The organism is Rhodococcus sp. MS13, from assembly GCF_013277835.1.
Lineage (GTDB): Bacteria > Actinomycetota > Actinomycetes > Mycobacteriales > Mycobacteriaceae > Rhodococcus_F > Rhodococcus_F erythropolis.
Genome location: NZ_VBTL01000007.1, coordinates 319,676 through 333,174, shown reverse-complemented (window position 1 = coordinate 333,174; position 13,499 = coordinate 319,676). Strand labels below are relative to the sequence as shown.

General features: G+C 61.1%; 13 protein-coding genes. 4 read left to right on the top strand and 9 right to left on the bottom strand.

Annotated features, from left to right (window positions below):
• Positions 1 to 13: 13 nt before the first annotated feature.
• The gene (locus tag FEZ59_RS15720) at positions 14 to 487 is read left to right on the top strand and encodes a DUF5709 domain-containing protein (protein ID WP_019748468.1); all 474 of its coding nucleotides are present in this window, start codon (positions 14 to 16) and stop codon (positions 485 to 487) included.
• Here FEZ59_RS15720 and FEZ59_RS15715 read toward each other — a convergent pair.
• Positions 476 to 1,609 (bottom strand): GGDEF domain-containing protein, encoded by a 1,134-nt coding sequence (locus tag FEZ59_RS15715; protein WP_020969633.1) that lies wholly within the window; start codon positions 1,607 to 1,609, stop codon positions 476 to 478. The two genes, FEZ59_RS15720 and FEZ59_RS15715, sit on opposite strands and share 12 nt — an antisense overlap.
• A 487-nt stretch (positions 1,610 to 2,096) precedes the next feature.
• Between FEZ59_RS15715 and FEZ59_RS15710 the strand changes: the two genes are divergently transcribed.
• On the top strand, positions 2,097 to 3,080 hold the full coding sequence (locus FEZ59_RS15710) for a hypothetical protein (RefSeq protein WP_134999251.1): 984 nt from the start codon (positions 2,097 to 2,099) through the stop codon (positions 3,078 to 3,080).
• A 7-nt stretch (positions 3,081 to 3,087) separates the two neighbouring features.
• On the opposite strand, the gene galE is transcribed toward FEZ59_RS15710, so the two are convergent.
• From galE to FEZ59_RS15685, 5 genes are all read right to left on the bottom strand, one after another.
• Positions 3,088 to 4,086 carry a UDP-glucose 4-epimerase GalE gene (gene galE / locus FEZ59_RS15705; RefSeq protein ID WP_021344272.1) on the bottom strand — a complete coding sequence of 333 codons (999 nt, stop codon included), beginning with the start codon at positions 4,084 to 4,086 and terminating at the stop codon, positions 3,088 to 3,090.
• Positions 4,083 to 5,213, bottom strand: a complete 1,131-nt coding sequence (locus tag FEZ59_RS15700) for a nucleotidyltransferase family protein (RefSeq protein WP_134999250.1) — start codon at positions 5,211 to 5,213, stop codon at positions 4,083 to 4,085. Before FEZ59_RS15700 ends, galE begins: the two co-directional genes overlap by 4 nt.
• A complete protein-coding gene (locus tag FEZ59_RS15695) occupies positions 5,192 to 6,013 on the bottom strand; it encodes a hypothetical protein (RefSeq protein ID WP_172932861.1) in 822 nt (273 codons plus the stop codon). The genes FEZ59_RS15700 and FEZ59_RS15695 overlap by 22 nt, the downstream gene beginning before the upstream one ends.
• 64 nt (positions 6,014 to 6,077) lie before the next feature.
• Positions 6,078 to 6,350 carry a PqqD family protein gene (locus FEZ59_RS15690; protein WP_020969628.1) on the bottom strand — a complete coding sequence of 91 codons (273 nt, stop codon included), beginning with the start codon at positions 6,348 to 6,350 and terminating at the stop codon, positions 6,078 to 6,080.
• A gap of 61 nt (positions 6,351 to 6,411) precedes the next feature.
• Positions 6,412 to 8,499 (bottom strand): glycosyltransferase, encoded by a 2,088-nt coding sequence (locus tag FEZ59_RS15685; protein WP_021344269.1) that lies wholly within the window; start codon positions 8,497 to 8,499, stop codon positions 6,412 to 6,414.
• Positions 8,500 to 8,557: 58 nt separating this feature from the next.
• On the opposite strand from FEZ59_RS15685, the gene FEZ59_RS15680 reads away from it, so the two are divergent.
• The gene (locus tag FEZ59_RS15680) at positions 8,558 to 8,830 is read left to right on the top strand and encodes a hypothetical protein (RefSeq protein ID WP_021333470.1); all 273 of its coding nucleotides are present in this window, start codon (positions 8,558 to 8,560) and stop codon (positions 8,828 to 8,830) included.
• Between the two features lie 451 nt (positions 8,831 to 9,281).
• Here FEZ59_RS15680 and FEZ59_RS15675 read toward each other — a convergent pair whose 3' ends face one another.
• Positions 9,282 to 10,079 (bottom strand): metalloregulator ArsR/SmtB family transcription factor, encoded by a 798-nt coding sequence (locus FEZ59_RS15675; RefSeq protein WP_021333468.1) that lies wholly within the window; start codon positions 10,077 to 10,079, stop codon positions 9,282 to 9,284.
• Between the two features lie 410 nt (positions 10,080 to 10,489).
• On the opposite strand from FEZ59_RS15675, the gene FEZ59_RS15670 reads away from it, so the two are divergent.
• A complete protein-coding gene (locus tag FEZ59_RS15670) occupies positions 10,490 to 11,905 on the top strand; it encodes an NAD(P)/FAD-dependent oxidoreductase (protein WP_019748456.1) in 1,416 nt (471 codons plus the stop codon).
• An 87-nt stretch (positions 11,906 to 11,992) separates the two neighbouring features.
• Here the strand turns inward: FEZ59_RS15670 and FEZ59_RS15665 are convergent, their stop codons facing one another.
• Together FEZ59_RS15665 and FEZ59_RS15660 are read right to left on the bottom strand one after the other, a co-directional pair.
• Positions 11,993 to 12,421 (bottom strand): PaaI family thioesterase, encoded by a 429-nt coding sequence (locus FEZ59_RS15665; RefSeq protein ID WP_047888169.1) that lies wholly within the window; start codon positions 12,419 to 12,421, stop codon positions 11,993 to 11,995.
• A 236-nt stretch (positions 12,422 to 12,657) separates the two neighbouring features.
• The gene (locus FEZ59_RS15660; RefSeq protein ID WP_020907762.1) at positions 12,658 to 13,440 is read right to left on the bottom strand and encodes a hypothetical protein; all 783 of its coding nucleotides are present in this window, start codon (positions 13,438 to 13,440) and stop codon (positions 12,658 to 12,660) included.
• Positions 13,441 to 13,499: the final 59 nt, after the last annotated feature.

Below are 13,499 nucleotides of genomic sequence, written 5' to 3'. Positions count from 1 at the left end.
CATCGTTGATCGTATGAGCGACACGGATGACACCGGCGCGGCCGGCAATGGCGATTACAGTCTCGATCCCGACGACCAGCTTCAACCCGAAGACACCCTGATCGATCGAGGCGTGGACGACATTCTCGACGAGGGAATCTCACCACCGGAACGCCCATTGGGCCTGGACGCCCACGGGTTGACCGGCAGTGAAGAATCGGCGGGGGAGACCCTCGACGAGCGCCTGGCCGAGGAAGAACCTGATCCGTACGCGTCACTGGGAGATCCCCTGAAGGATCCGGCAGATGCCGACGAATTCGAACGGGAAGAAGAATTCCCGAACGGTGACGAAGTCGGAAATCGCCGCGTCGGGCGTCTCGTTGCCGAAGACGAGGGCCGATACGAGGACGAGGAAAGCGAACTCATTGCCGGAGACGTCGGAATCGACGGCGGCGCAGCGTCGGCGGAGGAAGCCGCGATGCATCTGATCGAAGAATCAGACGACTGACCGACCGCCTGACTGTTGTGGCTGTTGATCGGTGAGAACGATGGAGTGGACGTGATTTCCACCCATCCTCTTGCTTTCGTACATCGCCGAATCGGCTAGGCGATGTAGATCGTGAACGCCACTTTCTGCTGCTTGCACGTCTGGCCAGCCGCCGTTGTGTATGGCTATGCCGATGCTTGTCGTCGAGAGTGGTTCGCCCGTAGGGGAGTTCATGATGGGGGCGATCCGTGCGAGCAAGTCGCCGACGTACGGCAACGGCATGATCTGAACGACGACGAACTCGTCACCGCCGATACGAGCGATCGCTGCGTCCGATCTGGCCCAGTCGTGGAGTCGATACGCCGTGCGCAGGATGACGCGGTCGCCGACGTCGTGACCGTAGGTGTCGTTGAAGTGTTTGAAATTGTCGATGTCGATCACCACCACCAGCAAGGACTGGTCGAGGCTGGATTTCGCTTGCAGGAGTTCGGAAGTCCGCCGTGAGAGTCCGCGCCGATTCAGCAGGTCCGTCAACGGATCGAGTTCGGAGCTTTGAGCGTCGTTGCTCAGGAGCGCCAGAGCAATCTGCGTGACCACCGGTATGACGGTGATGACAGGGATGGCAAAGGCAATGCGTCCCAGGACGTCTGAGAGGCCGGAAGGTACATCGGTGAACACGCCAATGCTGGCGATAACGATGACCGCCCCGGAAAACAGCAGGTGCCACAGCTGCGCTCGAAGATTGTGAAAGAACGCTATGTACGAGCCGACGAGTCCGAAGACGAGGCACCCCAGCAGCCTTTGATCCGGATTGGCCTCCGCCAGCACGATCACCGCGACAGCGAGGTCGCCCGCGATGACAAAAAGGTACGACCGTTCCCGGGTAGTCGCGGTGAACGGCAGCGCTGTTCCGCCGATCATCACGAGCACTGCGATGACGACGTCCAACGGAAATCCGATGGTCTGTACCGAATGGGTGCCCAGTCGCTTCAGCAGAATCGTGACTCCCAGGAGGAAAACCAATATGCCGATGCCTATCCGAGTCGGCATCAGAATTCCGTTGTCGCGCAAGAATCGCGTGAATCGGTCGAACTGGTCTGGCACTGCAAGCCAGCGGTGCACGGCCTTGGGTGTGTCACTCATCGCGGCCACTGATCATTCGAAGCGGCCGGTCGAAATAAAACACATGCGGCGATAGTAGTCCGTGGCGATGACAATGGAACTGCACCCGCACGCAGCCTGTCGTCCCCAATACGTCACAGTGACGAATTGAGGCGGGGTGGCTGGGAGTGGGCGAGACTCATCCATCAACATCAACCCGCGTCAGGCGGCCTGCCGCGCGGCCTGGACACCTGAGCGGCAGGGTTGCTCGGTGGCCGGCCGGGGGCGGACGGCGATCGACGATTGATTGTCCGACGACGGGCACGCCAAGATGATCAGCTCACGCAATGCGTCCAGCGGTTCAGAGCGGAAGCACGCGAATGGTCGACAGATACATCTACGGATCGACGACGCAGGAAACGGATCATGAGCCGATATCGCCAGGTCGAAAATTTGCCGATAATCTACATTATGTCAAGTAATGGTTATTCGAACGTCCCCCGTCAGCCTGTCCGCTAGCTTTACCCACATGGATTCCGTTGCACTCGTCCTCGGTTCACCACGTGGCCGTCGCTTCTGTGCGAACGTCGGGCACGCGTGCCGCGCCAGCGCAAGCAACTCCGGTGGACACTGGCCTCAATCGCCGGAACATGCGCTCGAAGTTCTCGGCGCTGTTGATATCCGGGCAATCGCCGAGATGTCCGAACTCGAGATTCTGCACTGTCTTGCGTATGCCGTAGATTGCGCACGCTACTGGGAGCCGCCGGACGAAGAAGACCTGATCTTCGTCCGGCCGGATGTCGCAGCGGCGCTGCGACCGATTGCCGGAGCACTACTCGACTCGCCACACGCCGCCTGGTGGACCGAGCCGATCGACCGTCTGAACCAGAATCTGGTTGAAAAGCGAAACCCTATTTACGGCTGGTCGGACCTACCCTTGCGGATTTACCGTGCAGAGGACGGCCTCGAACAGTGGCGTGCTGAGGCACTCGACAACGAACGCCGGTTTCTGGAATACCAGATCGAAGATCCGGACCGTAACATCGGAGGCGAATGGTGGTCTACCCCTTTTGCCAACGGCACAACCGAAACAACCAGGGCCCGCGACGGTATCGGGGCCCTCGGGGTGTTTCTCGAAGAAGACAGCTCCTCGAACGAGGCGCGGGTGCAGCCGGTAAGGATCTACGGCGCGCCCCGCATCTACGAGATCACCGGTCCGCAGGACTGGGCGAATCTGGTCGATACCTATCCCCTGCCAGTGCCCGCTTCACGTCGCTTCGTTTGGTACGACACGACCGGTGAATACCGTGACTGGTTCATTCCGGACTGGGTTTCGGTGGCCGCAGATTACGACGCCGTCCATCTGACCTTGATGGCTTATCTCACCACGCCAGGCATCGCGATCCCGTTGTCGGCCAACTCGGGGGCCACCGTGCTCGCCGGGTGGGATCCGGACGCCACATTCTGGCTACGAAGCAACAACATCACCGTCGAGGGCGAGCCACCAAGCTGACGTTCAGCTACACCGAATTCAGCAGGTGCGCCCGTACGACCAGCCACCGTGCAGTGTCCTCGATCCCCTGTTCCAAGGTGAACGTCGGAACCCACCCGAGTAGTCGTAACGCACGATCGTTCGACGCGTAGGCGCCGGCAGTGTCACCGGTGCGTCGGTCGGCAGCGACCACGTCGACGTCTTCGCCGAGCACGTTCTCGAATGTGTGTACCAATTCCCACACCGTCGTCCCCCGCCCGCTACCCAAGTTGACCACAGTCATGCGTGATGAATCAGCGGTGACCCGGTCGAACCTTTCGAGTGCTCGAACATGAGCGTCTGCAAGGTCCCAGACGTGAACGTAATCACGCACTCCCGATCCGTCGCGCGTCGGCCAATCCGTTCCCGTAACCCTGAAAGGCGTTCCTGTCGAATATGATTCGAACAGCTTTCCGAGTGCGTGGGTCGGGCGTGCCGACGCTGTTCCGCTTCGCAGCTCCGGGTCTGCCCCGACAGGGTTGAAGTAGCGTAGAGATATCGCTGATAATCCTGTGGCCGCCACGATGTCGTCAAGCATCGTTTCGAACTGAGCCTTGCTGTGCGCGTAGGGACTCTGCGGTGCGATCCGCCAATGTTCGTCGACACACCCACCGTCGCTCGGCGCGTACACCGCAGCAGAGGAACTGAACAAGAAGCGCTCACAGCCGTTCCGAAGGACACTCGATACCAGTGTCAGTGACTTGGATACGTTGTTCTCGTAGTACCGCGCCGGGCTACTCACGGAATCTCCGACCACGATCAAGGCCGCACAGTGAACTGTGGCAACGATATCGGGATGATCTGCGAATATCCTGTCGAGCAGTTTCTCGTCCGCGATGTCGCCGCAGTAGAACGGGAATCTGTGCGCAAATTCGGCACGGCCGGTCAGCAGGTTGTCGAGAATCACGACATCGATCCCGGCGTCGACGCACTTCGACGCCACGGTGCTTCCGATGAATCCCGCTCCGCCGGTGATCAGTACTTTCACGCTGCTCCCCCGGCATCTTCGACGGCAGCCCTCGCACGACGGACGAAGTGGGATACGCGTGAGCGTGCCAAGTCCCACCCACGTAGGTCGCGCCCGTCCCGGATGGAAAGCCGATCACGGTCGAGAAAGAGCGGCACCATGACCAGATCGCGGTAGAGCGAGTGCAGACGTGGGCGATCGGCCAACCACAGCGTGCATTGCCACCACCAACGCGCCGACGTAGTCGTCACCCCGGTATTCACTCCGAAGATCGATTCCACCGCAGCCCAGTGGACGTTCACCGCGCGACGGACATCGCGCGGCAATCGGCGTCGCGCGAGCATCGCCGGGAGTGACGGCTCGGAGTCGAACAGGTACCCCACGTCGAAGACGCTGTTCAACGCCAGATCAGCGCGAATCAAGGCGCGATCGGCAAGCCGCGCGTGAGCGATGACATGAAGCGTGACATCGGCAAGGGCAAGTCTGGATCCTTCGGTCTCCGCGCTGAGTCCTCGGACCGCGGACTCGCGGGTCAACGCGTGACGGGCGAACCGCGGAAGCAAGTGTGAATGGATTTCGACGGAGCCGTGACGGTCGTCGCGAAGGAGCGCTGGTTCCTGATGATCGTCGTGATCGATGGAATCCCCTGCCACCTCGTCCGGGCGAACCATTCGATAGCCGAAGTCGATGATCGCGTCGTTGGCTGGAACGGCGTGTGCGGGATCTACGACCAAGAGGTCGATGTCCGTCATCCGTCGTGCCGCCGGGTTCGGCCAGATTCTTCGCTCGAGAAGAGCAGCACCTTTCAGCGCGACAGTCGGAAATCCGCTGCTGTGTAACAACTCTTGCAGTTCTACGCGCTGCGCATCGAGGTCCGCGATACGAAGCGCGTTTCGGTGATGGACAAGGCTCAGCGTCAATTCCGGACTCGACGCGCTAGCTGCGGATTCCGACAGCATTTCGGCGAAACTCGCCGGCAGGACCGATGCGAAGCCGGCATCGACTGCGCGGGCGGCCAGCAGCGGCAGCACCTTGTGCCTGGCAGCGGCGTCGATGACTCGCGGCCAATCCCGCTGCGAACACGAACGGATGACGTCGGCCCCGTGCTCGGGTTCCAACATGGAAATCAGGTACCGGGTGTCACGCATGACGCCACCAGTTCCTCCACGGTGTCGGCGCCGGTGTCGCCGTGGTGCCGGATCATTCTGTAGCACGGGGCATTCGAGAGCAGGGCAGCGATGTTTCTCAGGGTCAGTCCGTGATTGTCGGACCACAGAGCGGATTGCTCGGCCAGCGACTGTATCGCCTGGGGTGCGGGCATCGGCGCGATACGAGTAGGACCCCCGTCCCATCTATCGAGAATCAGCACCAGATCGATTCCGCGAACCGCCGAATCGACGTTGGGAGTAGCGGGCAATGTCGACGGGTCCAGTGCCCACACCGAAGGGGTATACGGGAGATACAGCGAATCGTGCGCCTTGATGTCCGGGAGAACGTCGAACGTACCGGCTTTCAGATGGACCCGGCGCGGCAAGCCCACCGCTTCGGTACCGCGAATGAAGACCCCTTCGTCAGCTCGCAGTTGTGCACCCCGTAAGGCAAGGGCAAGCGCCAAGGTGGTTTTACCCGCCCCGGAGTGCCCGGCGATCGCCACTCTCACACCGTTGCAGTCGACCAGAGCGGCATGCAGGCGTGTCCACAGTTCGGTATCTGCGGCCGTCATGACATCCCGGTGCACAGTGCGGTAAACGTTCTCCGCGAGGTGGAGTCCGTCGAGACCGATCAGCGGTTCATTGCTGCCTCCGATGGTCGAGTCGATGGTGGCGTCCCAGCGACCGAACGTCGATCGATTCCGCTGAATCCGAACTTCGACGTTGTGGTCCGCAGGCCAGGGGCTGGCAATTCGATGCTCGATGACACCGAGTTCGGGTATGGCAGGGCCGCGCACGATCGCATCAACCCACAGGTAGTGCGTTCGGAATTGTGGTACATGGCTGCCTTTCACGGGATTCTCACACCAGCAGACGCGAGGCGCTCAGCTGTCCATAGGTCTCGCTGACTACCGACTCCGCGTCATGGTCAGGGATCTCGAGTACCTCCGACACCGCCTGGACAATGTCACTGACGGTCCGGCCGTCACACAGTTCCCACACCAAAGTCGCGACGGGGTTGAGGTGATGGGCAACCTCGCTGGAACTGTCGTACAGCACGACACCGTCGGTGAGATCATTGCTCTCCACCGTCTGTGAGCGCTGAGGCCTCGCGTCTTCGAGTAGTTCCGTCAAGATATCTCCTTGTTCCAACGAGTCCGATATTTGTGGTGAGCTATATGTGTTGGGGGTGGTGTCAGAGCGAGAAGCGTCGTGAGTATTCGGATTCGATTGCGCCCGAACGAATCAGGCTGCGTGTGGAGGCGATGCCGGGTGCGAGCGTCAGACACGTGAGCGCTCCCCCGGCGTTCGCATCCACCAGGTAGTCGCCCAAAGTTTGGTAGTGGCCCGCCCATTTTTCGAATGCTTCAGGGTCTGCCTCCGGATCCGCAATCGCGTCCAGAATTCGCTCGAAGGCGCGCGAATGAACGAGGACGGCGTGAACTCCACGGTTCTCGGGACTGGTGCGCAAGAGCGCCGAACCGTCGATCAGCGCTCCGTCGGCCGATTTCGCGTCGTGTCCGAGTTGGACGACATCCCAATCGCGGTGATCGAGCTCTTCACGTGCGTGGTCCAGGATCGACGCAGCCGCATCCAGCAAACTCACGTCGTCAGCTGCAATGAGGACCGAATCCCTGCTCTTCTCGGTCGCCCGAGAAACCGCGCGACGCCATGAGACGGCAAAGGCCGCTTCCTGATTCATCACGTCCTCGAAAGCTGATTCTCTCTCCACCGCTGTTACGCGCGGTAAGCGAATGAATCGATGCCAGGACGCCTTCCATCTGTCAATATCGAGGTCAAGATTCACGACGACAACACCGAGGTCCGACTTCGAATCCTCGACAGCCGGGGTGGGTTCTCCCGCTACTCGGGCAGGCGACAGTGGGCGATCGAGCACAACGTCGACTGCGCCCCGCTCGAGCAGATAGGTCGCCAGTGAAAAGTCGGGCCGCACGGGTCCGTCCATGCTCCGAGAGAGTTCGTCTCGCAAGGTTCGGTATGCCGCGGCGCGAACAATCAGTGCAGCCCCGACCAGGTCTTCGCCGTGTGCGTGGATGACGGCCGCATCGGCTTCGGCGGGGAGGTCGTCTGTTATGTTCCGCAGCTTGTACATAACCGCGGGTTCGATCACGCGAGCCTCGTCCAGGAAGACCACCGACTTCCAGCCCAGCAGAATCGCCTTGTCGAGTCCGGCGACGAACGCTGAGGCCGTCCTCCACCCATCCGGACCGTCGTCCTCCGCCGGAATGGCACGGTGAACGGTCAGTTCGATCGACTCGGCCTCCGCCAGGCATGAACGCCACGGAGCTACTCGGCCGTCGTCGCTGAGAACGATCACCCCGCCGAAGACCAACTCGGGTCGCTGGACGCTCAGTTCGGCACGGCGACGAATCTCGGGATACGAATCACCGAGGTACCTGGAGAACTGACGATGGAGTGAGTCGAGATCCCATCCGACCTCACTCCAACCGAGCAGGTAATTGTGAACGCGATCTTCCCAATTTATTCGATACGGGACACCCGCCGGGCGCTCGAATCGATGGTGCCAACCAAATGTCGGAAGGCAGACGACCTTTCCGCCGTTGATCCGGAACTTCTCGTGGATGTATCCCTCCTCACCGCCGAATCCGGTGAAGTGCGAGTTCAATCCCGGCCACGCCTCACGCCTGCAGGCAAATGAGCCGAGGCCCTGCATGATGATCTCGAAAGGCACGTCAGGGTGTTGCTTCGCTCGCGGATCAACTCCCCAGGAGCCGAACATTCCGTTGCGCCACTTGGGGTCCATGTGGGTGGCCGCGATGTGCGAGGAATCCTGGGAGAGCATCGGTCCCTGGATCAGATCGTCAGTTTCCGGATTTGCATCGAAATACGCCAGCAACGCCGACAACGATCCCGGTGCCAGGATCACGTGGGAGTCGAGGACCAGGACATACTTTCCGGTGGCCTTGCGGAACAGGACGTCCCGCACCGCAGTCGATCGAACGTCGGTGAACGGGATGTAGCGGAACCGATCGATGTAACCGGCAAACGATTCGAGCATCGGCGCCGGCAACCCCTCGGGGTTGTTGTCCAACAAGACGAATTCGACTCTGTCCAGAATCTCGCGATGATGGACCAAGATCGAGTGGATCGTGAAGTATGCGCCGTCGAAATCGTCGTAGGTCGCGATTGCAATGGTGAGGTCGGCAGATTCTCCGTGCGGCGGAGTTTCTTTCACCTGTACTGGCACCGCGCTCTGAAGCTTCTTCAGAGCGCGGTGCAGGGCTTCGTCGAACTCGGGCATCGGTGTGCTCCCTGGGAACCCGTGGCGTTGTATCGATTACGTCGGTTACGCAGGTTCCGTGGGATCTGTCGGCTTGGTCGGGCTGGTTGGGAACGTCGGCTCGGTGCGAGTGGTCGGCACAGTTGGGACAGTTGGGACGGTCGGCTCTGTCGGCTCCGTCGGCCCGGTGGGCTTGGCGGTCGTCGTTCCACCCGAACCTGACGAGCTACCGGTTGATCCGGAACCTGTGGAACTTCCAGACGATCCCGAACTCCCGGAACTACCCGAACTTCCTGACGATCCCGAACTTCCCGACGATCCGGGGTTGCCCGGCTCGTTTCCGCCCGGCTGATTCCCTCCCGGAGTATTACCACCGGGCTGATTCCCGCCTGGTTGCTCGCCTCCTGGTTGATTCGGATTCTGCTGGCCTCGAGTAGGAGCTCCGGAGAGGTTCGGCGTGTCACCGGCCGCGAAGGCCGGTGCCGCACCATCGAGGCTGATCGACGTCACGACCGGAACAGTTACCGCCGAGGCCGCTAGAACTGTCTTGACGAACTTGCGTCGATCAACCGGAACATTCTGAAAAGCGTCGCCGCCCATAGCGTTTCTCCCATGCGTCCGAGACGAGGTCGTCCTCACTCGATGTCGGGCAAAACGCTAGCATCCTTCCGGCAACTTTACAGACTGAACGCGCCGATATTTGACGGGTATGCGAATTTGAGTCCGGACTGCGCCGACTGTTCGGACAGAAGTACGGCGATCTCCTCCTGTTCAGGGGACTCGTTTGTCCCGGTCGACAACCGTCAACCAACCGGCATCTCCCACGGCGCCACCGGAAGAGTATTTCCGGTCTCGAGGTAGGACTTCAGATTCGACAGCACCGCCGACCATCCGCCCGCTACCTCCATGCGAGCCGATTCGTCCGCTAAATCGGTGTGCTTGACGGTCAATCGCACGATCGCGCCGAAGGCTTCGATGTCGAAACTCACCCGCGAGATATCGACGCCCGGTTCACCGTTCGGATCAGCCCAGGTGGTGACCAACCTCGACGGTGGGCTGCTTTCGACTACGGTGCCGACTACATCCGCGATGTTCGAACCGTCGATCCGGCGGTGCTCCCACGTCGATCCCGGCTGCCAGTCGGAGACGTTGCTGTGTCCCCAATACTCTGCAGTGGCCCCCGCGTCCGTGAGTGCTTTCCAGACGTTCTCGGCCGTACTGGCGATGTAGGTGACATATACAAAACTGGGCTTGTCGGTCATGGCTTCCTCCGCGAGTTTTTTGACGGCACTGAGCGCATGCAGGCGCGGTACCTCGAACTTGTTGATCCATCGCTCTCGAATCTCCTCGAGCGCAACGGGATTGAGATAGTGAAGTTTCGTTCTCCCCTGCCGTACCGTGCTGATCAGATTTGCATCCTCGAGCGCCGTGAGGTGTTGCGTGACAGCTTGGCGACTCATCTCGAGGCTCTCGCACAGCTCACCGAGCGACTGCCCGTTGGCTACGAACAGGCGGTCCAGCAGAAGTCTTCGCGTGGGATCGGCAAGTGCTTTGAAGGCTGCATTCATCCGGTCGTTCACAACTTCACGATATGCAAGCATTTGCTTGCATGTCAATGGTTGGGCGTGCCGGGTTTCGGAAGTGGGGACAAATAGGGTGTGATGTCTTCAGGCAGATGTGATCTGAATCCCGGATCGCACCGTAAGAGAGGTTGGGCACATGGACTGGGCAGCAATTGGAGTGGGTGTCGGGTATGCCTCGGTGGCTCTGTCGATCCTGGTTTTCGTCGGCGGGTGCATCGCACTGTTCATTTTGTCGGTCCGCCAGTAGCTGACACCTCGACAAAGTGGTGAACACCCCCGGCGCGACGATCACACGCGTCTCGGGGTGATCGCCGCCGGAGGCTGCTTGATCGATTCGGACACACCGGCGCGCGTCGGACTGCTCGCAGAGAAGCTCGGCCGCGGTGGGACTACCGTAGGACTGTCGCCTAGAACTCGAGGAGTACGGAATGAGCATCCAGTCGGTTGAACCGCACCGCCACCGCGTAGTGGTGATCGGTTCCGGCTTCGGAGGATTGTTCGGCACTCAGGCTCTCAAAAAAGCCGATGCCGACATCACGATGATCGCGCGTACAACCCACCATCTGTTTCAGCCGCTCCTCTATCAGGTTGCGACCGGCATCCTCTCGGTCGGTGACATCGCTCCCGCCACGAGACTGGTGCTGCGCAAGCAGAAGAACGCCCAGGTGTTGCTCGGTGAGGTCGAGACCATTGATCTCGAGAATCAGACCGTGACCTCGCGTCTGCTCGAACGCGTCACGGTTACGCCGTTCGACAGTCTGATCGTGGCAGCAGGTGCCGGTCAGTCGTACTTCGGCAACGATCAGTTCGCGGAGTTCGCCCCCGGAATGAAAACGATCGACGACGCCCTCGAACTGCGCGGACGAATCCTCGGGGCCTTCGAACAGGCCGAACTGTCGGACGATCCCGCCGAGCGCGCGCGCTTGCTCACCTTCGTCGTGGTCGGCGCCGGCCCCACCGGGGTGGAGTTGGCCGGGCAGATCGCCGAGCTTTCCCGTCGAACGCTGGACGGCGCCTTCCGCAAGATCGATCCTCGTGAAGCGCGCGTCGTGCTCCTCGACGGCGCCCCTGCCGTGTTGCCCGTGTACGGCGGGAAGCTCAGCCGCAAGGCTGCCGAGACGCTCGAGAAGCTCGGCGTCGAGATCCAGCTCGACGCAATGGTCACCGACGTCGACAACGACGGTCTGATCATCAAGGAAAAGGACGGCACTCTTCGCCGCATCGAGTCGCAGTGCAAGGTCTGGTCCGCCGGCGTGCAGGCCAGCCCTCTCGGCAAGCAGCTTGCAGAGCAAAGCGGCGGAGAAACCGACCGCGCCGGCCGAGTGATGGTTAATCCTGACCTGTCGCTTCCCGGACACCCCAACGTCTTTGTCATCGGCGACATGATGTCGCTCGACAAGCTTCCCGGACTGGCTCAGGTTGCCATGCAGGGCGGCAAGTATGCGGCCAAGCAGATCAAAGCGTCACTGGATGGAAAGTCCCCGTCGGAACGAGTTCCGTTCAAGTACTTCGACAAGGGCAGTATGGCGACGATCTCGCGCTTCAGCGCGGTAGCCAAGGTGGGCAAGCTCGAGATCAGCGGCTTCATCGGGTGGGTTGCCTGGTTGGCAATTCACCTCCTGTACCTCGTCGGATTCCGTTCACGCGCCTCGACGCTCTTGTCGTGGGCAGTGACGTTCTTCGGGCGTGGCCGTGCTCAGATGGCGTCCACCGAGCAGCAGGTCTTCGCGCGAAACGCGATGGGCGAGTTGGAGAAGAAGAACAAGGAAGCGACGGAGTCCGGCAGCACTTCGAATGGCGAAGCCAAGAAGGCTGCCGGCAAGCAGCAGAAGGCCGCCGGCTGATCGATCAGTACCTGGGCGAATAGCGAAGGGCGGCTGTGGAGTTCAACTCCACAGCCGCCCTTCGTTATTCGATCGACTGCCGCGTGGTCAGTTTCCGATCTTCGCCACCTCGGTGATGTTCGCGAGGCGAACCTGTCCCTTGGAAACGAGTCGGCCGTTCTCGTCGGTGATGCGAACTTCCCAGAGTTGCTGGGTGCGTCCGCGATGAATCGGGGTGGCTTCAGCGGTGAGAGTGCCCTCCCGCGTTGCGCGCAGGAAGTCGGTGTTGTTGTTGACTCCGACTACGTGTCCTCGCTCGCCCAGCCACACGGTGCCGCCGACGCTGGCGAGAGACTCCACCACCGAGCAGTACACACCCCCGTGCTGTATCCCGGCGGGCTGGTGCAGCGTGGGCTTGACCGTCCATTTCGCCCTCACACGGTCTGGGCTCAGTTCGGTGTATTCCAGGCCGATGGTGGCGTCGAAGCCCGTCCCGAGCCGTTTCATCATCTCTGCGGTCTCAGCAGTGTCGACCATGCCATCTCCATCTGTGATTCTCTGGCGCCGGTGTGGCTGCCACTCCCTACCTGATTACACGAGAGGTAACTCGAGCTTGGAATCAGGTCTGGAAAAAGAACCGGCGGGTTTCCCATCATTCGATGGGAAACCCGCCGTGGGAAGGACCGGGAGTCTCTGCAGCCCTCAGGACTCCGGCGCGGTCCGGCAGTTTCGTCACTCTCGCGTCGTGTAGCTCTCTGCGAGTTCTTCCACAATCATAGGCAAGGCTGACCTAATTTAGCAAGCCCTTCGTCGAACTGGTTCCAACGAGGGCGTAGCGAGACCTTGCGGCGCGCACGAACCGGCAGCCCGGCGGCGACAAAGGCGTCCAGCAGTCCCTGCCCTCGACGCTGAGCGGCCGATTCGCCCTCACCGGCCAAGATGGGGACGTAGGCCGCTGCACCCAGGATCGACTCCCCTACCAGGCCCCAGAATCTGAACTGGTCGACGGGCGCACACCTGGCGACGGCGTCATAAATGGCTCGGAGTGAAGTCAGGCAACGGTGCGCGGTCCAGACAAGGAGCGCTTCTTCACACGGCATGTCGACGACGCCGTCACTGCCGGACTCCCGTCCGTTGGGCGCAACGCGCAGCGTTTCGTCGACCACGCCGGCCCAGTCGATCCCGCCGTCGCTGTCCATGTGGATGAACAGGTTCTCGAGCCCCGGGTCCCATGCGGACCCCTCGGAGACGATCGACGCGGCCACCCTGCCGACCACGGCATGAATAAGTGACGTGGCAACCTGGATCGCCGCAGCTTCGGCGCTGTCGAGATCTTGAAGTGAACGGGCGAACATCTGATGCACCCGATCCCCGCACAGGCCCTCGCTCAGTTGCCACCAACGCCGTTTACCTTCGCCCGCCATGGCGGCAACCGCGTAGACGCGCGGATAGTCAGGGTTGAGTGCTCGTAGGCGAACGCTGGTGCGGCTCAATGCGTTCGACCGGAGTTCGAATTCACGAACATCCGCATGCTGGGTGGTCAAGGTGATGGTCACCGTGCACTCCAATCGGCCGAAGTTGTCTTGTGGTTCTTAATGTAGGTTAGCCTCACCAT